Below are 18,904 nucleotides of genomic sequence, written 5' to 3' on the forward strand. Positions count from 1 at the left end.
TCGAGCCATGCTCGACTGCTTTGAAGCCGTGTGCCAACCAAGGTTGGCACCTACCGGGTGGGGGGACAGCGTGTCGACCAAGGTCGACACCTACCGGGGGTGGAGGGAATGTGCCGACCAACGGTCGGCACCCACCCTCTGGATGCCAGGCATGAAAAAACCCGCCACAAGGGCGGGTTTCTTCGCGGGGATCAGCAATCCTTGCGGATTACTTGATCTTGCCTTCCTTGTACGGGACGTGCTTGCGCACGACCGGATCGTACTTGGAGAATTCCATCTTCCCCGGGGTGTTCTTCTTGTTCTTGTCGGTCGTGTAGAAGTGACCGGTACCAGCGGTCGAAATCATACGGACCTTATCGCGCTTGCCTGCCATGATCGTCTACTCCTCAGACCTTTTCGCCGCGCGCACGCAGCTCAGCCAGAACGGAATCGATGCCGTTCTTGTCGATGGTGCGCAGTGCATGCGCGGAAACACGAAGCTTCACCCAGCGGTTTTCGCTGGCAACCCAGAAGCGGCGCTCGTGCAGATTCGGCAGGAAACGACGACGGGTCTTGTTGTTGGCGTGCGAGACGTTGTTACCCGTCTGCACTCGCTTGCCGGAAACCTGGCATACGCGGGACATTGCGCACCTCGATAGTAAGTTGTGTCAGCCCGTAGCCCGGGAGACGGCGGCCTCGATGGTTGCCCACCACACGTCAAGAGAATCAAAGGGTTACGCTGGCGTTGGGCGGCCGGGGACGTGCTCCCGGAGGCGCCGCCCGGTAGAAAACCGGACACAGCGAGCCGCGCATTATGCACGGGTTCAAGCACTTGCGCAAGTTACCCACAGGCCGGGACTGAACCGGGAGGGCCGGGAGCCCACCAACCGGCATACTGGCCCGGTTCACTGCGGAGCTTTCCATGCGGCTGCTGGCCCTGACCTACGGAACCGAAGGCGATACGCGTCCGCTGGCCATGCTCTGCCATGGGCTGATTGGCGCAGGCCACGAGGTGACACTGCTGGCCGATGGCGGCACGCTGGGCAGCGCGCAGGCGCTGAATGTCCCCCATGCGTCCCTGGAAGGTGACATCCATGACGAAGTGGTCGCGCTGGTCTCGCGTGGCAACGGTGTTGCCGCCGCCAGTAGCGGACTGGCACGGATGGCGCTGCAGCATGTCACTGGCTGGATGCGGCAGGCGGACGCGGCGGCCGAGGGTTGCGACGCGATTCTGACGGGTGGGCTGGCGGCCTTTGTCGGCATGAGTGTGGGCGAACGCCGGGGTCTGCCGGTGATCGGGACCGGCATGATTCCACTGACCCCGACGCGTGCCTTCCGCTCCCCGTTCCTGCCGCCGGGACGCTCGCCGGGCTGGTTGAACCGGGCCAGCTATGGGCTGGTCAACGGCCTGATCTGGCGCCAGTTCCGCCAGCCGATCAACGAGGCCCGCAAGCAGCTGGGGCAATCGCCGCGCCGCTCGCTGTGGTCCGGCCTGCCGATGCTCTATGGCATCTCGCCGCAGCTGCTGCCGCCACCGACGGACTGGCCGGCCGACCACATCGTCTGTGGCCAATGGCGGTTTCCTGATGCGCCCTGGACGCCGCCGGCCGATCTGCAGGCCTTCCTCGACGCCGGACCGCCGCCGGTCTATCTGGGCTTCGGCAGCATGACCGGCTTTGATCGCGAACGCGTGTTCCCGGCCCTGCTGCAGGCGTTGGCACCGCGCCGTGTCCTGCTGTTTCCCGGCTGGGTGGGACTGCCTGCGATGCGCTTGCCCGATTCTGTCTTCGTCCTGGGCCCGGCCCCACACGAAGCGCTGTTCCCGCGTTGCGCATTCGCCATCCACCACGGTGGCAGCGGCACCACGCATTCGGCCTGCCGCGCCGGCATTCCTTCACTGGTGATGCCGTTCGCCGCAGATCAGTTCTTCTGGGCCGATCGCCTGTATCGGTTGGGCGTAGCACCGGCACCGTTGTCACCGAAGCGACTGGATGCAGCAGCGCTGGCAGCAGCCATCACCTTCGCTGCAACCGAAGCAACACGCGCACGCGCGGCGGCCTTGGGCGTGGCGATGAGCAGTGAGGACGGGGTGGCATGTGGCGTGGCAATGATCGAGCGCTGGTTGCGGCCGATGTAACGGCGACCAGGCCTCAGCGCAGATGCGGAATCACCTGGGCCAGTAGATGGGCATCCTTCAACGCGCCGTGCAGGCCGCGCTGGCTGGGAATGCGCAGGCGCTGCAACACATCGTCCAGTTTATTGCCCTGGCCTGGCCAGCGCCTGCGCGCCAGCTTCAGGCTGCAGGTAATGCGGCAATGCTGGGCCAGCGTGCCGGGGATGCCAGCCAGGCGCAGCTCGTTGTCCAGGAAACCCACGTCGAAGGTGGCGTTGTGCGCGACCATCTCGCTGCCACGCAGGAACTCCAGCAGCTCGGCGGCCTTGCTGGAGAACAGTGGCTTGCCCACCAGCATCGCGTCGCTGATGCCGTGCACGCGCTGCGCGCCCCAGTCCACCTTGCGCTGCGGCTGCAGGTAGGTGTGGAACTGGCGGCCGGTGAGCTGGCCATCGATCAGTTCGACGGCACCGATTTCGATCACCCGGTGCCCCAGGCGGTGGGAGATGCCGGTGGTTTCGGTATCCAGTGCGACGATGCGGCTCATCAGAGTGTGCGTTCTCCAGTACGTGCAGCCGGATTTTCGCACGCGACCGATGCACTCACCCCAACGCTTCCACCACCCAATCAATGAACACCCGTAGCCGCTGGCTCATGTGCCGGTTGGGCGGGAACATCACATGCATCGGCATCGGTGGCAGCTGCCAGTCCCGCAGCAGCGGCAGCAGCTCACCACGCGCCACGTGCGGTTCGGCCATGTAGCTGGGCAGCGCCACCACGCCGAGCCCCGCCAACGCAGCCGCCAGATAGGCGTTGCCGTCGTCGAAGCTGACCGTATAGCGGCCCTGCACCTCGACGCGCTCATCGCCACGCTGTGCAGTGAACACGCGGGCGCGGCCACTGCGCGGGCTGAGGAAACCGACCATGTGGTGATCGGGCCCTTCCAGCGCGCGCGGGTCGGTCGGCACGCCGAAGCGCTGCACATAGCCCGGGCTGGCGTGGAAGCCGATCGGCAGCGCAGCAAGCGGCCGCGCCACCAGCGCCGGGTCGGCTGGAGTGCCACCACGGATCACGCAATCGACGTTGTCGGCGATGACGTCCACCTCGCGGTCACTCACGCCGATGTCCAGCTGGATCTCCGGGTAGCGCGCCTGGAAATCCGGCAGCGCCGGTACCAGCCGCAGCCGCGCGTAGGGCCCCGGCACATCCACGCGCAGTCGCCCACGCGGCTGCGTGGCGGCATCGCCCAGTCCGCCCTCCACCTCTTCCAGCTCAGCCAGCAGGCGGGCGATGCGCGGGTAGTAGGCCGCGCCATCGGCGGTGACGCTGACCCGGCGCGTGGTGCGGTTGAGCAACCGCAGCCGCAGGTGCGCCTCCAGCTGCTGCACCAGCTGGGTGGCCGTGGTGCGGCTGATCTGCAGGGTCTGCGCGGCGCGGGTGAAGCTGCCGGTTTCCACTACCCGGGCAAAGGCCCGCATCGCCTCGAAACGGTCCATAGCTGGCCATTATTGTTTGGAATTGACAATCAATCTAGGCCGATTATTGCGGTTTATCCAGACAGCGCTGGCGCGGAGGATGGCGTTCTCTCCCACGGGATCTTCCCCATGTCACAGCGTGATGTCGTTTTCCCCGCCGGCCGCCAGGCCCTGTACGAGCGCAACCGCTACTCGCCGGCGATCCGTTCCAATGGCTTCCTGTTCGTCTCCGGCCAGGTCGGCAGCCGCGAGGATGGTTCGCCTGAGCCGGACTTCGAAGCGCAGGTGCGCCGCGCCTTCGAAAATCTCAATGCGGTACTGGCTGCCGCCGGCTGCAGCTTCGATGACGTGGTCGACGTGACCGTGTTCCTGGTCGACCCCGAGAAGAACTTCGAGAAGGCCTGGGCGATCGTGCCCGAGTACTGGGGCGAAGCACCGCACCCGACCCTGACCGGCATCGGCGTGACCTGGCTGTACGGATTCCAGTTCGAGATCAAGGTGATCGCGAAGCTGCCGTGATACGGGTAGTGCCGGCCGCTTGCCGGCAATGTGTCGGAGGTCGAAAAGCGTGTCGACCAAGGTCGACACCTACCAGGGCAGTCGGCGTGACCTGGCTGTATGGGTTCCAGTTCGAGATCAAGGTGATCGCGAAGCTGCCTGCAGACCGGTAATGCCGGCCGCTGGCCGGCAATGTGTCGGAGGTCGAAAAGCGTGTCGACCAAGGTCGACACCTACCAGGGCAGTCGGCGTGACCTGGCTGTATGGTTCCAGTTCGAGATCAAGTTGATCGCGAAGCTGCCTGCAGACCGGTAGTGCCGGCCGCTGGCCGGCAATGTGTCGGAGGTCGAAAAGCGTGTCGACCAAGGTCGACACCCACCAGGGCAGGAGGTCGGCACCTGCCAGAGCTGGCGTGCCCGGCCCACCTGAACGGGAGGTTCCGACGAATTCCCGAGGTGGCCATTGATATTGTATCCGGCGAAAACCGCTTGCTAGCCTCCCCTCCATGCGCCGGATCACCCGCCAACTGCGTACGTACCTGATGATGCTGCTGATGGCGGCATTCGTGGTCGTGCCGGTGGCCGACGCACTGGTGTGTGCGGTGGAACCGCATGCCAGCAGCGCCCATGTCGAATCCCTCGCGGACGACGCAGGCGGTGACAGCGACAGCGACAGCAAGCACACGGGTGCCTGCACGCATAACCACTGCCACCACTCCACGCTGAGCCTGCCGGCGAACGATTTCGCCGCCTTCGGTACGCCGCTGCCGGCGCGCTGGATGAATGCCGGCGACGTTGCGACCTATGCGGTCGCCCAGGATGAATTGACGCGTCCCCCCCGGGCGTGAGTTGAGCGCGTCCCGCAATCGCGGGCTCCCGTTTCACTCACAACCGGAATCCCCCTATGTCGATCCTGACACCTCGGTCGCCGCGCGCGGCCGGGCTGGTCGTCGCCGTGTTGCTGGGCCTGGCCCCGGCAGCATCGGTGATGGCGCAAGCCGCCCCCTCCTACGACACCCTGCTTGAACGCCTGGACCAGCTGCCCGGTACCCGTGTGGGTACGGCACTGGCCGAGGCCGCCGATGCGCGTGCCGACCAGGCCCGTGCGTTGCCCAATCCTTCCCTCTCCTACTCCGCCGAAAACGCCTGGGGCACCGGCTCCTATGGCGGCATGGGCAAGGCCGATACCGTGCTCACCCTGTCCCAGCCGCTGGAGGTCTGGGGCCAGCGTGGCGCGCGTGTCCGTGCCGCCCGCGCCGAGGCACAGGCCGCCAACCTGCGTGGTGCCCAAAGCCGCAGCGACGTGGCCAGCCAGCTGGCGGTGGTCTACGCACAGGCGGAAAGCGCACTGCGCCGCTACAGCCTGGCCGAAGAAGCACTGACCCTCACCCGCGATGACGCCAACGCCGTCAACGCGATGGTCAAGCAGGGCCGCGAGCCGCAGCTGCGTGCGGTGCAGGCGCAGAGCGAAGTGGCCAACGCCAGTGCTTCACTGGATGAGGCACAGGCCTTCCGCGATGCCGCGCTGGCCCGCCTGGCCGGTGCCGCGCTGCTGGATGCGCCGGTGCAGTCGATTGACGACAGCCTGCTCGACCGGGCCCCGCCGCTGCCGCGTGGCGCCACCGACGTGGCACTGGCGGTGCGCATCGCCGAAGCCGAAGCCGATGCGGCCGGCAAGCTGGTCGACGTGGAGCGCAAGCGCGCCCTGCCCGACCTCAGTGTCACCGCCGCACAGACCCGCTTCCGCGAAGGCGGCGAGCGTGCCTACAACCTCGGGGTCAGCCTCAGCATCCCGCTGTTCGACCGCAACCGCGGGGGCATCCGCGCCGCCAATGCCGACCAGCGCGCGGCCGAGGCACGCCTGGACCAGCAGCGCCGCGACAGCGAGGCCGAGCGCCTCTCTGCGGTGGCCGGGTTGAAGGCCGCCAGCAGCCGTACCCGCGCCGCCGATGAAAGCGTGGTCGCCGCCGAAGAGGCGTATCGCCTGGCCCGCATTGGCTTCGACGCCGGACGCATCTCGCAGCTGGAACTGCGCAGCACGCGCAGCGCCCTCATCGCCGCCCGCGGCACCGCCGTCGATGCGCGCCTGTCGCGCGTCGGCGCGGAAATCGATCTTGCCCGCCTTGAGGGGCGCGCACCTTTTGTGGAGGCCAAATGACTCTCTCCCGTACTTTCCCGCTGATCGGCGGCGTGCTGCTGACCATGCTGCTGGCCGGCTGCGCTGGCAACGCGCAGACGCCTGCCAATGAAGACCCCGCTGCGGCCAAGGCCGGCACCGACGATGGCCACGGCCATGCCGCCGACAGCAAGGAGGCCAAGGCGGAAACCGCGAAAGCCCCCGCCGACGCCGATGAAGGCGTGGTGCAGCTGACCCAGGAACAGATCAAGGCCTCCGGTATCGAAGTGGTCGCGATCGGTCACGGTGGCGGTGGCTCGACCCGGCTGTCCGGCAGGGTCGAGCCCACCGTGGGCGCCCGCGCTTCGGTTGCCTCCACGGTGACCGGCCGCGTCGAGCGCGTGCTGGTCGCGCCGGGCACGGCGGTGAAGCAGAACCAGGCACTGGCCATCGTGGTCAGTGGCGAGGCCGCGGTGTTCCGCGCCAATGCGCTGGCCGCCTCGGCCGAAGCAGAAGCCGCGCGCCTGGCCTATGGCCGCGACAAGGCGCTGGTCGACCAGGGCGTGGTCGCCCGCCAGGAAATGGAAACCTCGCGCGCACGTTCGCTGGCGGCACAGGCCCAGGCAGCCGCCGCGCAGGCCCAAGCCGCCGCCAACGGTTCGCCGGACAGCAGCGGTCGCGTGCGCATCACCAGCCCGGTAGCCGGCATCGTCGGCAACGTGCAGGTCACCCCGGGTGGCGTGGTCGCCGCCGGCAGCGCGGTGGCCGACGTCGCCGACCCGACGATGAACGAGCTGGTGTTCACCGCACCGCCGGCGCTGGCCGCGCAGGTCACGCCGGGCATGAAGCTGGAAGTGAGCGTGCCGGGTGGCAGCTTCACCGCCACCGTCACCGGGTCGGCCGCCGATGTCCGCCAGCAGGGCGGCGTCGCGGTGATCCGTGCCACGCCGGTGGATGCCGCGCTGCCGCCCGCCGGTTCGCCGGTATCGGCGGTGGTCGTCACCGAAGGCCAGGATGGCTCGCTCAGCGTGCCCGCCGATGCGGTGCAGAACGTCGATGGCAGCAGTGCGGTGTTCGTCGCCGTCGAAGGCGGCTTCAAGGCGCAGCCGGTGCTGGCTGGCCGTCGTGCTGGTGACCGTATCGAGATCCTCGGTGGGCTGACCGGCAACGAGCGCATCGTCGGTGCCAACGCCTTCCTGCTCAAGGCCGAACTGGCCAAGGGCGAAGCCGAGCACGGCCACTGAGGAGGCGACCATGTTCAAGCTGATCATTGAAACAGCGGTGCGCCACCGCTGGCTGGTGGTGTTCATGGCGGCGCTGATCGCCGCCGTGGGCCTGTTCCAACTGGGCAAGCTGCCGATCGACGCGGTGCCGGACATCACCAACCGCCAGGTGCAGATCAACACGGTGGCACCGGCGCTGACGCCGGAGCAGATCGAACGGCAGGTGACCTACCCGCTGGAAACCGCGCTGGCCGGCATTCCCGGCCTGACCACCACGCGTTCGTTGTCGCGCAATGGCTTCTCGCAGGTCACCGCGATCTTCACCGATGCGACCGACATCTACTTCGCCCGCCAGCAGGTGGCCGAACGCATGCGCGAGGCATCGGAAGACCTGCCCGATGGCGCGTCGCCGATGCTGTCGCCGGTCACCACCGGCCTCGGCGAGGTGCTGATGTGGACGGTGGACTTCACGGCGTTCGATCCGGCCAAGCTGGCCAAGCCCGGTGAAGCGGGTTGGCAGGCCGGCGAGGTCTACCGCACGCCGGAAGGCAACCTGCTGCGCACGCCGGAAGAACGTGCCACCTACCTGCGCACCGTGCAGGACTGGATCATCGCGCCGCAGATGCGTTCCAGCCCGGGGCTGGCCGGCGTCGATACGGTCGGCGGCTACGTCAAGGAATACGGCGTGCATCCGGACAGCGCCAAGCTGGCCGCGCACGGCCTCGGCCTGGCCGACCTGGTCACTGCCCTGCAGCGTTCCAACGTGCAGGCCGGTGCCGGCTTCGTGCAGCGTGCCGGCGAAGGCCTGGTGGTACGTGCCGATGGCCTGGCGCTGACCACCGACGATCTGGCGCAGGCCCCGGTAGCCACCCGCAATGGCGTGGTGGTACGCGTGGCCGATGTGGCCGACGTCGACCTGAGCCGCGCACCGCGCCTGGGTGCGGCCAGCCGCAACGGCCATGAAGCCGTGCTGGGTACCGCGCTGATGATCGCCGGCGGCAACAGCCGCACCGTGGCGCAGGCAGCTGCGGCGCGCCTGGAACAGGTGAACAAATCGCTGCCGGCCGACATCGTGGCAGCACCGGTGCTGGACCGCAGCGTGCTGGTCAATTCGACCATCAAGACCGTGGCCAAGAACCTCACCGAGGGTGCGCTGCTGGTGGTGGTGGTGCTGTTCCTGCTGCTGGGCAACCTGCGTGCAGCAACGATCACCGCGCTGGTGATTCCGCTGTCGTTCCTGTTTGCAGTGATCGGCATGAACCGCTTCGGCATCAGCGGCAACCTGATGAGCCTGGGTGCGCTGGACTTCGGCATCCTGGTGGACGGTGCGGTGATCGTGATCGAATCGACGCTGCTGATGCTGGGCCAGCGCCGCGCCGAACTGGGCCGTGCATTGACCGCGATGGAACGCCTGCGCGTGGCCGCTGATTCGGCGCGCAAAATGGCACGCCCGGCGGCCTTCGGGCAGCTGATCATCCTGCTGGTGTTCGCGCCGATCCTTACCCTGGAAGGCGTGGAGGGCAAGACGTTCCACCCGATGGCGGCCACGTTCATGCTGGCCCTGGTCGGTGCCTTCATATTCTCCTTCACCTTCGTGCCGGCGATGGCCGCACTGCTGGTGCGCGAGCCCAAGGTGAAGGACGGCGATACACATGCTGACGATGGCGAGCACGAAACCAAGCTGATCCGCGTGCTGCGTGCGCGCATCGAACCAGTGGTGCGCAAAGCCGTGGCGCATCCGCGCACGGTGCTGGCCGGTGCGGTGATGATGGTGGTGGTGGGCATCGGCTCGTTCTCGCTGCTGGGCCGCGAGTTCATGCCGACGCTGGACGAAGGCAACGTGGCGATGCAGGCCCTGCGCGTGCCATCGACGTCTCTGGAGCAGTCGCTGGCGATGCAGCTGGCACTGGAAAAGGCGATTGCCAAACAGCCGGAAGTGGAAACCGTGTTCTCGCGCACCGGTACCGCAGAGGCGGCGATCGACCCGATGCCGACCAACATCTCCGACAGCGTGATCGTGCTCAAGCCACGCAAGGACTGGCCGGATCCGAAACTGGGCAAGGATGCACTGGTAGCACGCTTCGAAAAGCTGGCCGGGCAGCAGCTGGGCAACAGCTTCGAATTCAGCCAGCCGATCGAGCTGCGCTTCAACGAACTGATTTCCGGCGTGCGTACCGACCTGGCGGTAATGATCTTCGGCGATGACTTCAGCCAGCTGCAGAAAGTGGCCGACCAGGTGGCGTTGAAGCTGCGTGCGGTGAACGGTGCGGCCGACGTGCGGGTGGAACAGATCTCCGGCCTGCCCACGCTCAATGTGGCCATCGACCACGTGGCGGCGGCGCAGTACGGCCTGACTGCCGCGGACGTGAGTGATGCGCTGTCCACCGGCATTGGTGGCACGGCGGCCGGCAAGATCTTCGAAGGTGATCGCCGCTTCAACGTGGTGGTGCGCCTGGACGATGCCTCGCGCAATGATCCGGACCAGTTGGCGTCGTTGCCGATTGCCACGCCATCGGGGCTGGTGATTCCTCTGTCGTCGGTGGCGCGCATCACGGTGAGCGAAGGGCCCAACCAGATCAGCCGCAACAACGGCAGCCGCCGCGTGGTGGTGCAGGCCAACGTGCGTGGCCGGGATCTGGGCGGCTTCGTCGGCGAAGCGCAGGCAGCGGTGGCCGACGTGGCACTGCCGCCGGGTGCGTATCTGACCTGGGGTGGCCAGTTCGAGAACCTGCAGCGCGCGGAAAAGCGGCTGGCAACGGTGGTGCCGGTGGTGTTCCTGCTGATCGGCAGCCTGCTGTTCATGGCCCTGCGCAGCGGCAAGGAAGCCATTCTGGTGTTCAGCTGCGTACCGTTGGCGCTGGTCGGCGGCATTCTTGCGCTGCTGCTGCGTGGCATGCCGTTTTCGGTGTCGGCGGCGGTCGGCTTCATCGCCGTCTCCGGCGTGGCCACCTTGAACGGCCTGGTGCTGATGCAGGCGATCCGCGAGCGCCTGGATGCCGGTGACCTGCCGCTGCAGGCGGCGATCAACGGTGCGTCGAGCCGCATCCGCGCGGTGCTGACCACGGCGCTGGTGGCGATCGTCGGCTTCATTCCGATGGCGATCGCCAGCGGTTCCGGTGCGGAAGTGCAGAAGCCGCTGGCTACGGTGGTGATCGGCGGGTTGATCACCGCCACCGTGCTGACCTTGCTGGTGCTGCCGACCTTCGCCGCACGGGTGGCCAAGCCGAGGGCGGTGGGGTGATGTGATGCCATGCGGGTCGGATCCCCGCCCGACGGGCGGGGCTCTGACCCGATCACACAACGGTCAGGCCTTCTTGCGTTCGGCGATGTAGGCCTGGATCTGCTGTTCCAGCACCGGCAGGGGCACCGAGCCCTGCTTGAGCAGGGTGTCGTGGAAGCCCTTGATGTCGAACTTGTCGCCCAGCTCCTTCTCTGCCTGCGCACGCAGGCGCACGATGGCGATCTCCCCCAGCTTGTAGCTCAGGGCCTGGCCCGGCCAGGAAATGTAGCGGTCCACTTCGGTGGTCACTTCATGCTCGCTCAGCGCGGTGTGGTCACGCAGGTAGGCCAAGGCCTGCTCGCGGCTCCAGCCCTTGCTGTGCACGCCGGTGTCGATCACCAGGCGCGTGGCGCGCCACATCTCGTAGGTCAGGCGGCCGAAATCCTCATACGGGGTTTCGTAGATGCCCATTTCCACGCCCAGCTTCTCGCAGTACAGCGCCCAGCCTTCGCCATAAGCGGAAATATAGGCGTTGCGGCGGAACTCGGGCAGGTTCTTCTGCTCGGCGGCAATGGCACCCTGCAGCGCGTGGCCCGGATCGGATTCATGCAGGGTCAGCGCCGGCAGGTTGTACAGCGGGCGCGACGGCAGGTTGTAGGTGTTGAGCCAGTAGGTGCCCATGCCACCGCGGCCGGCGGTCCAGAACGGCGCGATGTCCGGCGGCACCGGCACGATGGTGAAGCGCGCGCGCGGCAACGTCATGTACTTGCCGAGCTGGCCATCGGCCCGCTTGGAGATCCATGCGGCGCGCGACAGCAGCTCTTCCGGCGTCTTGGCATAGAACTGCGGATCGGTACGCAGGAAGGTCAGGAACTCGGCGAAGCTGCCCTTGAACTTCACCTGCTTGATGATGTCGTTCATTTCCTTCTGGATGCGTGCGACTTCATCCAGACCGATGCGATGGATCTCGTCCGGCGACAGGTCCAGCGTGGTGTATTCGTGGATCTGCTGCTTGTAGTACGCCTTGCCGCCCGGCATCGCTTCGGCGGCCAGCGTGGTACGCGCCTGCGGCACGTACTCGCTGACGAAGAAGGTGCGCAGCTGCTGGAACGCCGGCACCACCTTGCCACTGATCGCTTCCCGCGCCTGCGCCTGCAGCCTGGCGTGCTCGGCGGCCGGGATGCTGTTGGGCAGCTTCTTGAACGGCGCGTACAGCGGCGACTCGGTGGGATCCATCAGCTCGGCGACGGTGGCGATGGACACTTCGCGGCCATCGAGCACCGCGCGCGGCACGCTGAAACCTCGCTTCAGGCCGGCGCGCATGTTTTCGGTCTGCTGGCCGAAGTAACGCGGTACATCGTTCAGGCGTGCGATGTAGCTCTGGTAGTCCTGCACGGTCTTCATCTCGCGCCGGGCCATGAAGGACAGGTTGGACCAGAACGAGGAGTCGGCGTTGAACGGCATCTCGTAGCCACGCAGGCGCACTTCTTCGGCCAGGTTGAACACCTGATCGCGGTAGATCGCGTAGTTGATCTGGTTGTCGGGCGACAGGGTCTTCGGGTCGATCTTCTTCAGCGCAGCCAGGGTTTCATCCCATACCTTCAGGCGCGCCTGCTGCGCGGCCGGGCCGACGTCGGGCATGCGGGTGGCGTTGGCTGGCGCGTCCTCGTCCTCGCTGGCCTCGCCGCCGCCCTCCTGGCGCCACTTCCATTCCTTCTCGTACACCGCACGGAAGGCGGCATCGGCGGGCGATTCGGTGGCCACGCTGGCCGGTGGGGCGGCGGCGGGCGGCGCGGCCAGGGCTACGGCAGGGGCGGACAGGGCGATCAGCAGGGCAACGGCAAGACGGGTTTTCACGAGCACAGGTTCCCGGGAAGGCAGACCCCGATGATGGCACCGCCCACGGCCCGTGGCATGGGACGAAGGTCCTGCCTGCGCAGCAGGCCGGGGCCCCGGTAGCGGCCAACCTTGGTTGGCGCTGGATTTCCCCGTGTGCCAACCAAGGTTGGCAGCTACCAGGCACGGTAGCCAGGCAAGCAGTAGATCCACGCCATGCGTGGATGGGCCGGGCCCGGATACATATCTGCCGACCAAGGTCGGCAGCTACCGGATGAGGCCCCGAAGACCTAGTGGCTGGCCTTGTCCCGCTTCCAGCCCCGGTGCTTGATGTCCAGCTGCAGGCTGTACAGCGCGGTGAACGCCGGGAACAGGTTCTGCAGCACGCCCACCGAGTCCTGCTTGGCCGAGAACAGGAAGTAGCTCAGTGTCATCAGGCTGCCGACCACGCTCATGTACCAGAACAGGCGTGGGATCACCGGCTTGCCCGCACGCTTGGAGGCGATGAACTGGACCAGCCAGCGGCCCCCGAACATCAGCGCGCCGGTATAGCCGATCAGCTTCCAGCCGGTCACATGCAGGCCGGTCCAGTACAGCCAGGTCAGCGGCTGGTCGAGCCAGTGCAGCTCCAGATCCATCAACGCTCCTCCACCGCGGTGCGCTTGCTGCGGGTGATCAGCCAGGCCACGCCACGCAGGTCACGGATGCCGACCAGGGCGCGGCCGAAGTTGTTGTACTTGGAAACGCCGGCGGTACGGTGGCGGTGGTTGACCGGCACGCTGGTGGTCTTCCAGCCGGCGCGCTGCATCAGCGCCGGCAGGTAGCGGTGCATGTGGTCGAAATACGGCAGGTCGAGGAACGCGCTGCGCTCGAACAGCTTGATGCCGCAGCCGGTATCGGGCGTATCGTCGCGCAGCATGCGTGCACGGATGGCGTTGGCCCACTTGCTGGCCCAGCGCTTGCTGCCACTGTCCTGGCGGTTGACGCGCCAGCCGGCGAACAGCTTCACCTGTGCCTCGGCGGCATCGCGCGCCGCCAGCAGCTTGGGAATGTCGGCCGGATCATTCTGCCCGTCGCCATCCAGGGTCGCGATCCACGGCGCACGTGCGTGCTTGACGCCGGTGCGCACGGCGGTGCTCTGCCCGCTCTGATTCACATGGTGCAGCACCCGCAGTTCCGGGGTGGTCGCCTTCAGGCCCTGCAGCACCGCCAGGGTGTCATCGCGCGAGTGGTCGTCGATGTAGACGATCTCGAACGGAAGCCGTCCACGCAGTGCGGCGGTGATTTCGGCAACCAGCGGGGCGACATTGTCGCGTTCGTTGAACACCGGGACGACAACGGAAAGCTCGGGTTGGCTCATAAGGCACTCGGCCAAAGGGGGACAAAGACCGCGCATTCTCCGAAGCCGAGGTTATCCGAAGATGAATCCGGCTGTGTGAGGATCCCTCCTCAGGCGCGGTCGCCAAAATACTCGCGGCACCACTGCACGACGGGGGGCAACCCTGCTTCGATCGGGGTCACCGCGTCGAAGCCGAATGCGTCATGGGCGCGCCGGGTATCGGCCATCGTGCGCACCATGTCGCCCGGCTGCATCGGCTTGTAGACCTTCTGCGCGGGGCGACCGGCGGCCTGCTCGATCACGCTGATGAAGCGCTCCAGCTCGACCGGCGTATGGTTGCCGAGGTTGAACACCCGGTGCGGTACCGGACCATCGGCCGGATGCGCGAGCGCGCCGAGAATACCGGACACGATGTCGGAGACATGTGTGAAGTCGCGCTGCATGCGGCCTTCGTTGAACACGTCGATCGGCCGCCCGGCCAGCACCGCGCGCGAGAACAGCAACGGTGCCATGTCCGGCCGGCCCCACGGGCCATACACCGTGAAGAAGCGCAGGCCGGTGGCATGCAGGCCGTACAGCTGCGCGTAGGTGTAGGCCATCAGCTCGTTGGCCGCCTTGGTGGCCGCATACAGCGAGCGCGGCTGGTCCACGCGCTGGTCCTCGGAGAACGGCGGCGTGGCCGAATCACCGTAGACCGAGCTGCTCGACGCATACACCAGGTGCTGCACGCCACGGTGGCGGCACAGCTCGAGCATGTTGACGAAGCCGATCAGATTGCTGTCGACGTAGGCCTGCGGATTCTCCAGCGAATAGCGCACGCCCGCCTGTGCAGCCAGATGGATCACCGCGGTCGGCTTCACCTCGTCGAACAGCGCAGCCAGGCCCTGTTGGTCGGTCAGGTCCAGGGTGCGCAGGTCCAGCGTCGGGCACAGCGCGGCCACGCGGTCGCGCTTGATCTGCGGGTCGTAGTAGTCGTTGAAGTTGTCCAGGCCGACCACCGGCTGGCCCGCCTCCAGCAGCGCGCGGGCGGTGTAGGCACCGATGAAGCCGGCAGCGCCGGTAAGCAGGATGGTCATGGCAGGGGCCCGGAAGCAGAAATTCAGGCCCCTGATGTTACCGGTCTCAGAACAAACCGAAACGCTTCCTGGCGACGTTGACCCGGCCCGGCTCGATCACATCGTTGATCTGCTTCGCATCGAAGCGGTCGAGCAGGGCGTCGGCGCCCTTCTTCAGCTTCAGGTCCATCTCTTCCGGATACAGCGGAACCAGGCTCATGAAGCTGATGGTCCTGCCATCCTCCAGCTCCAGCGTGGCGAAGTCCTCCGGAGCAGTCACCGGCATCAGCACGATGGCACCGTCGAAGCCTGCTCCGGGCGCATAAGGCTCGCTGGGATGGCCGTTGGGAATGGTGTGGCCGAAGCCCAGCCAGGTGTCGTACTCATGCGGCAACCGCGCCATGCCCTTCAGCAGGCGCACCGGCCAGTAATTGCGCTCGTCCTCGAAGGCGTCCTGGGACATCGGCCAGTCGGCCGGCAGGGTCACCATCAGCTCCATGTAGCGCGGCACATCCGCGTCCACGTCGGCGGGCACGGTCATCGGCAGGTCGCTCATGCCGGAGGTGACCAGGCGCAGGTACGGGCAGTGGTCATTGGCCGGCACCACGTGCACATCAATGTGCACCAGGTCGGAAATGAGTTCGTGCAGGACCGTGGCGATCGGTCCGAGATGGCGCTCGATATGGCCGCTGATCGCTTCGATGTGCTGCTCTTCGCCGATGGCGAGCACAAAGTCCTTTTCGCGCCGGTGCCTCAGTATCTGGGTACCGTCCGGGCTGACGTCCTCGTACTCGTATTCGTTGCTCATGTCCTGCTCCCTGGATGAGGCCACGGGCCGGAAGGCAGTACATCCCACGGCGCGCGCGGCGGTACGTTCCCTGTCATTCGCGGGACACGGCAGGAACAGGCCGCATCCCCTGGCGCTGCGCCGGGCTCAGCCCTGGCGCGTACGCAGTTTTTCCAGCACGCCGTCCAGGGTATCCAGGTCGGTGTAATGGATGATCAGCTTGCCCTTGCCGCCCCGGCCGTGGCTGATCGCCACCTTGGCACCCAGCGTTTCGGACAGTTCGGTTTCCAGCGAGGCGATGTCGGCCTGCTGCACTTTCGGTGTGGCGACCGGGCGGTTGCTCGGCACCTTGCCGGCGGCGAAGGCCTGCGCACGGCGCTCGACCTCGCGCACCGACCAGCCTTCATCGGCCGCTTCCTGCGCCAGCTTGCCGGCCAGCTCGGGGGCAAGGGTCAGCAGCGCACGGGCATGGCCCATTTCCAGGCGGCGGGTTTCCAGCAGCAGGCGGATTGCCACCGGCAGCTCCAGCAGGCGCAGCAGGTTGGACACCGCCGCACGCGAGCGGCCGACGGCCTCGGCAGCCTCGGCATGGGTCAGGGTGAATTCGCTGATCAGGCGCTGCAGCGCTTCGGCTTCTTCCAGCGGGTTGAGGTCTTCGCGCTGGATGTTCTCGATCAGCGCCATCGCGATGACGGTGCGGTCTTCCAGCTCGCGCACCACCACCGGCACTTCGTCCAGGCCGGCCAGCTGCGAGGCGCGCCAGCGGCGTTCACCGGCGACGATCTCGTAGTTGCCCGCCGGCAGCTGGCGCACCAGGATCGGCTGGATCACGCCCTGCGACTTGATCGAATCAGCCAGCTCGGAGAGCTTGCCCTCGTCCATCTCGCGGCGCGGCTGGTACTTGCCCGGCTGCAGCTGGCCGACGGCCAGCTTGCGCAGCACCTCACCCGGCAGCGGCTCGATCACCGCAGTGGTGGCCTGCACCTGGCTGACCGCCCCCTTGGGACCGAGCAGGGCATCCAGGCCACGGCCGAGGCCTCGCTTCTTGGCTGCCGGCTTGCTGCTGGTCATCAGACGGTCTCCACGGCCTTGGCGGCCTTGTTGCGTTCGTTGTTGCGGCGGATGATCTCGCCGGCCAGGCCCAGGTAGGCCACGCCACCGCGCGAGGCGCGGTCGTAGCCGACGATGCTCTGGCCATGGCTGGGCGCCTCGGCCAGGCGCACGTTGCGCGGCACGATGGTGCGGAACACGCGGTCGCCGAAGTGCTCGGTGAGCTCGGCCGAGACCGCGTTGGCCAGGTTGTTGCGCACGTCGAACATGGTGCGCAGCACGCCTTCGATCTCCAGCGCCGGGTTGAGGTTGGCACGCAGCGCTTCGATGGTTTCCACCAGCGCGCTCAGGCCTTCCAGTGCGTAGTACTCGCACTGCATCGGTACGATCACCGAATCGGCGGCGGCCAGCGCGTTGAGCGTCAGCAGCGACAGCGCTGGCGGGCAGTCGATCAGGATGTAGTCGTACTCGTCGCGGATCGGTGCCAGCGCGCGCTTCAGGCGCTGCTCGCGCTCGCTCTGCGCCATCAGCTGGATCTCGGCCGCGGTCAGGTCGATGTTGCCCGGCAGCAGGTCGTAGCCTTCGGCCGTCTGCACGCGCACATCGGCGGCGCTGGACTCGCCCAGCAGCAGATCGTAGGTGGAGGAGACCAGCTCGCGCTTGTCCACGCCACTGCCCATGGTCGCGTTGCCCTGCGAATCCAGGTCGACCAACAGCACGCGCTTGGGTGCGTTGGCCAGGGAAGCGGCCAGGTTGACGGCGGTCGTGGTCTTGCCGACGCCACCCTTCTGGTTGGCGATGGCGATGATGCGGGCCATGCGGGTGTGCCTCGTCGACGTGTGCTGGGACCGGTCATTATGCGTACAACCGGGCCCTTGCGGAAATCGTGGATCGCCAACCTCTTGTTCCACAAGGGGCTGGCGACGGGAATCAGGGACCTGTAACAGTGACCAGGTGGCGTTCGCCGGCCAGGCCGGGCACGCTCAACGGGGTCACCTCGCGCACCTGCCAGCCAGCCGGCAGCTCCGCGATCTCTTCATGCGGGTAGACGCCCTTCATGGCCAACAGCACGCCGCCGGGGCGCAACAGATGGCCACCGACGCGGACGATGCCGGCCAGGGTGTCCATCGCACGCGCGGTCAGCTGGTCGTAGTGGCCAGCTTCGTCCAGCGCCTCGGCGCGCGATTCGGCCACGCGGGCATTGCCCAGACCGAGCTGGCGCACGGCCTCGCGCATGAAGCGCGCCTTCTTGCCGTTGCTCTCCACCAGGGTGACCTGCAGGCCCGGGCAGGCGATCGCCAGCGGGATGCCGGGCAAGCCGGGACCGGTGCCGAGGTCGGCCAGGCTGCCATCGGCCACGAACGGCTGCATCGCCAGTGAATCGAGCAGGTGGCGGGTGACCATCTCCTGCGGATCGCGGATGGCGGTGAGGTTGTAGGTGCCGTTCCAGCGGTGCAGCAGGGCCAGGTAACGCAGCAGCGGCGGCGCCAGCGCGGCGTCCAGGCCCATGCTGGCCAGGCCCTGTTCCAGCGTGGCAGCCACGCTGGCGGGAAGTGGGTGTTCGCTCATGCCGCCATTATCGCCGGTTTTGCGCGCTGATTCCCCGCTTCAGTGTGGATACCAGGCCAATGCCGCACGGAACTGGCCGGTGGCCTGCCATTCGTGCAGGTGCCAGCGCGCGGCCTCGCCCAGTTCCGGGTCGCACCAGCGCAGGTGCAGGGCGCCATCGGCCCCCGGTGCCAACTGCAGGCGGTGCAGGCCGAACGAGATGCCCTGCCCGTGCGCCTTCAGGATGGCCTCCTTGACGCACCACACGCGGAAGAACCAGTGCTCGCGCCCGGCCTCGTCCAGGCTTTCCAGCCAGGCCACTTCCTCGGGGTGGAAGAAGCGCTGCACGATTTCCAGAAGACGCGGCCGCGGGCGCAGCAGTTCCAGGTCGACGCCCAACCGCACGCCCTCGCCCAGCGCCACCAGCAGCACCTCGCCGCTGTGGCTCCAGCCGGTGCCGTAGTGGGCCAACGCGCCGCTCAGCTCCGGCCGGCCCTTGTCATCGCGGACCAGCGGCAGCGTGTCCGGGTCGGCGCCCAGCGCCTGCGCCAGCACCTGCCGCGCCTGCGGTTCGCCGCGGTGGCCCGGCACGTGCGGGCGCCGCCAGACCGTCACCGGACCGAAGCGCCACGGGCCGTCGAGGGTGGCTGGCAGGCTCATCCGCAC

At 67.3% G+C, this 18,904-nt stretch carries 19 protein-coding genes; 6 read left to right on the forward strand and 13 right to left on the reverse strand.

Annotation, left to right across the window (positions count from 1 at the left end):
• Positions 1-208 precede the first annotated feature (208 nt).
• Both rpmG and rpmB read right to left on the reverse strand, forming a co-directional pair.
• Entirely contained in the window at positions 209-376 is a 168-nt protein-coding gene (gene rpmG / locus ACZK45_RS21295; protein ID WP_170272460.1) for a 50S ribosomal protein L33, read from the reverse strand.
• 10 nt (positions 377-386) lie between these two features.
• Entirely contained in the window at positions 387-623 is a 237-nt protein-coding gene (gene rpmB / locus ACZK45_RS21300) for a 50S ribosomal protein L28 (RefSeq protein WP_005411638.1), read from the reverse strand.
• Positions 624-901: 278 nt separating this feature from the next.
• Between rpmB and ACZK45_RS21305 the strand changes: the two genes are divergently transcribed.
• Complete coding sequence (locus ACZK45_RS21305; protein ID WP_478445230.1) at positions 902-2,116, forward strand: glycosyltransferase; 1,215 nt, start codon at positions 902-904, stop codon at positions 2,114-2,116.
• Positions 2,117-2,129: 13 nt separating this feature from the next.
• Here ACZK45_RS21305 and dnaQ read toward each other — a convergent pair whose 3' ends face one another.
• Both dnaQ and ACZK45_RS21315 read right to left on the reverse strand, forming a co-directional pair.
• Positions 2,130-2,639, reverse strand: a complete 510-nt coding sequence (gene dnaQ, locus ACZK45_RS21310) for a DNA polymerase III subunit epsilon (RefSeq protein ID WP_478445231.1) — start codon at positions 2,637-2,639, stop codon at positions 2,130-2,132.
• 55 nt (positions 2,640-2,694) lie between these two features.
• Entirely contained in the window at positions 2,695-3,588 is an 894-nt protein-coding gene (locus ACZK45_RS21315) for a LysR substrate-binding domain-containing protein (protein WP_478445232.1), read from the reverse strand.
• A 108-nt stretch (positions 3,589-3,696) separates the two neighbouring features.
• Between ACZK45_RS21315 and ACZK45_RS21320 the strand changes: the two genes are divergently transcribed.
• From ACZK45_RS21320 to ACZK45_RS21340, 5 genes are all read left to right on the forward strand, one after another.
• Positions 3,697-4,086 (forward strand): RidA family protein, encoded by a 390-nt coding sequence (locus ACZK45_RS21320; protein ID WP_012512496.1) that lies wholly within the window; start codon positions 3,697-3,699, stop codon positions 4,084-4,086.
• Between the two features lie 484 nt (positions 4,087-4,570).
• Entirely contained in the window at positions 4,571-4,912 is a 342-nt protein-coding gene (locus ACZK45_RS21325; RefSeq protein WP_049399170.1) for a hypothetical protein, read from the forward strand.
• A 56-nt stretch (positions 4,913-4,968) separates the two neighbouring features.
• The gene (locus ACZK45_RS21330) at positions 4,969-6,222 is read left to right on the forward strand and encodes a TolC family protein (RefSeq protein ID WP_478445233.1); all 1,254 of its coding nucleotides are present in this window, start codon (positions 4,969-4,971) and stop codon (positions 6,220-6,222) included.
• Entirely contained in the window at positions 6,219-7,424 is a 1,206-nt protein-coding gene (locus ACZK45_RS21335) for an efflux RND transporter periplasmic adaptor subunit (protein WP_478445234.1), read from the forward strand. The genes ACZK45_RS21330 and ACZK45_RS21335 overlap by 4 nt, the downstream gene beginning before the upstream one ends.
• 10 nt (positions 7,425-7,434) lie before the next feature.
• Positions 7,435-10,644: an efflux RND transporter permease subunit gene (locus ACZK45_RS21340; protein WP_478445235.1), complete on the forward strand. Its 3,210-nt coding sequence runs from the start codon at positions 7,435-7,437 to the stop codon at positions 10,642-10,644.
• 63 nt (positions 10,645-10,707) lie between these two features.
• On the opposite strand, the gene ACZK45_RS21345 is transcribed toward ACZK45_RS21340, so the two are convergent.
• The 9 genes from ACZK45_RS21345 to ACZK45_RS21385 form a co-directional block, all read right to left on the reverse strand.
• The gene (locus tag ACZK45_RS21345; protein WP_478445236.1) at positions 10,708-12,480 is read right to left on the reverse strand and encodes a DUF885 domain-containing protein; all 1,773 of its coding nucleotides are present in this window, start codon (positions 12,478-12,480) and stop codon (positions 10,708-10,710) included.
• 269 nt (positions 12,481-12,749) lie between these two features.
• Positions 12,750-13,097, reverse strand: coding sequence for a lipid-A-disaccharide synthase N-terminal domain-containing protein (locus ACZK45_RS21350; RefSeq protein WP_005414908.1), 348 nt, complete (start codon positions 13,095-13,097; stop codon positions 12,750-12,752).
• Complete coding sequence (locus tag ACZK45_RS21355; protein WP_478445237.1) at positions 13,097-13,819, reverse strand: glycosyltransferase family 2 protein; 723 nt, start codon at positions 13,817-13,819, stop codon at positions 13,097-13,099. The genes ACZK45_RS21350 and ACZK45_RS21355 overlap by 1 nt, the downstream gene beginning before the upstream one ends.
• Before the next feature lie 89 nt (positions 13,820-13,908).
• Complete coding sequence (locus tag ACZK45_RS21360) at positions 13,909-14,874, reverse strand: NAD-dependent epimerase/dehydratase family protein (protein ID WP_049399164.1); 966 nt, start codon at positions 14,872-14,874, stop codon at positions 13,909-13,911.
• A gap of 46 nt (positions 14,875-14,920) precedes the next feature.
• On the reverse strand, positions 14,921-15,661 hold the full coding sequence (locus ACZK45_RS21365; protein WP_032128474.1) for a suppressor of fused domain protein: 741 nt from the start codon (positions 15,659-15,661) through the stop codon (positions 14,921-14,923).
• A 126-nt stretch (positions 15,662-15,787) separates the two neighbouring features.
• A complete protein-coding gene (locus tag ACZK45_RS21370) occupies positions 15,788-16,711 on the reverse strand; it encodes a ParB/RepB/Spo0J family partition protein (protein WP_049413186.1) in 924 nt (307 codons plus the stop codon).
• Positions 16,711-17,508: a ParA family protein gene (locus tag ACZK45_RS21375; RefSeq protein ID WP_032128472.1), complete on the reverse strand. Its 798-nt coding sequence runs from the start codon at positions 17,506-17,508 to the stop codon at positions 16,711-16,713. Before ACZK45_RS21375 ends, ACZK45_RS21370 begins: the two co-directional genes overlap by 1 nt.
• Positions 17,509-17,620: 112 nt before the next feature.
• On the reverse strand, positions 17,621-18,259 hold the full coding sequence (gene rsmG, locus ACZK45_RS21380) for a 16S rRNA (guanine(527)-N(7))-methyltransferase RsmG (RefSeq protein ID WP_012512505.1): 639 nt from the start codon (positions 18,257-18,259) through the stop codon (positions 17,621-17,623).
• Between the two features lie 39 nt (positions 18,260-18,298).
• Complete coding sequence (locus ACZK45_RS21385; RefSeq protein ID WP_049399162.1) at positions 18,299-18,898, reverse strand: 4'-phosphopantetheinyl transferase family protein; 600 nt, start codon at positions 18,896-18,898, stop codon at positions 18,299-18,301.
• Positions 18,899-18,904: the final 6 nt, after the last annotated feature.

This window comes from Stenotrophomonas sp. 63632_Sma, from assembly GCF_056482875.1.

What these genes read in the sequence shown, in the direction of transcription:
- rpmB (WP_005411638.1), bottom strand. Translation starts at nt 623, where the DNA reads ATGTCCCGCGTATGCCAGGTTTCCGGCAAGCGAGTGCAGACGGGTAAC.
- ACZK45_RS21305 (WP_478445230.1), top strand. Translation starts at nt 902, where the DNA reads ATGCGGCTGCTGGCCCTGACCTACGGAACCGAAGGCGATACGCGTCCG.
- dnaQ (WP_478445231.1), bottom strand. Translation starts at nt 2,639, where the DNA reads ATGAGCCGCATCGTCGCACTGGATACCGAAACCACCGGCATCTCCCAC.
- ACZK45_RS21315 (WP_478445232.1), bottom strand. Translation starts at nt 3,588, where the DNA reads ATGGACCGTTTCGAGGCGATGCGGGCCTTTGCCCGGGTAGTGGAAACC.
- ACZK45_RS21320 (WP_012512496.1), top strand. Translation starts at nt 3,697, where the DNA reads ATGTCACAGCGTGATGTCGTTTTCCCCGCCGGCCGCCAGGCCCTGTAC.
- ACZK45_RS21325 (WP_049399170.1), top strand. Translation starts at nt 4,571, where the DNA reads ATGCGCCGGATCACCCGCCAACTGCGTACGTACCTGATGATGCTGCTG.
- ACZK45_RS21330 (WP_478445233.1), top strand. Translation starts at nt 4,969, where the DNA reads ATGTCGATCCTGACACCTCGGTCGCCGCGCGCGGCCGGGCTGGTCGTC.
- ACZK45_RS21335 (WP_478445234.1), top strand. Translation starts at nt 6,219, where the DNA reads ATGACTCTCTCCCGTACTTTCCCGCTGATCGGCGGCGTGCTGCTGACC.
- ACZK45_RS21340 (WP_478445235.1), top strand. Translation starts at nt 7,435, where the DNA reads ATGTTCAAGCTGATCATTGAAACAGCGGTGCGCCACCGCTGGCTGGTG.
- ACZK45_RS21350 (WP_005414908.1), bottom strand. Translation starts at nt 13,097, where the DNA reads ATGGATCTGGAGCTGCACTGGCTCGACCAGCCGCTGACCTGGCTGTAC.
- ACZK45_RS21355 (WP_478445237.1), bottom strand. Translation starts at nt 13,819, where the DNA reads ATGAGCCAACCCGAGCTTTCCGTTGTCGTCCCGGTGTTCAACGAACGC.
- ACZK45_RS21360 (WP_049399164.1), bottom strand. Translation starts at nt 14,874, where the DNA reads ATGACCATCCTGCTTACCGGCGCTGCCGGCTTCATCGGTGCCTACACC.
- ACZK45_RS21365 (WP_032128474.1), bottom strand. Translation starts at nt 15,661, where the DNA reads ATGAGCAACGAATACGAGTACGAGGACGTCAGCCCGGACGGTACCCAG.
- ACZK45_RS21370 (WP_049413186.1), bottom strand. Translation starts at nt 16,711, where the DNA reads ATGACCAGCAGCAAGCCGGCAGCCAAGAAGCGAGGCCTCGGCCGTGGC.
- ACZK45_RS21375 (WP_032128472.1), bottom strand. Translation starts at nt 17,508, where the DNA reads ATGGCCCGCATCATCGCCATCGCCAACCAGAAGGGTGGCGTCGGCAAG.
- rsmG (WP_012512505.1), bottom strand. Translation starts at nt 18,259, where the DNA reads ATGAGCGAACACCCACTTCCCGCCAGCGTGGCTGCCACGCTGGAACAG.
- ACZK45_RS21385 (WP_049399162.1), bottom strand. Translation starts at nt 18,898, where the DNA reads ATGAGCCTGCCAGCCACCCTCGACGGCCCGTGGCGCTTCGGTCCGGTG.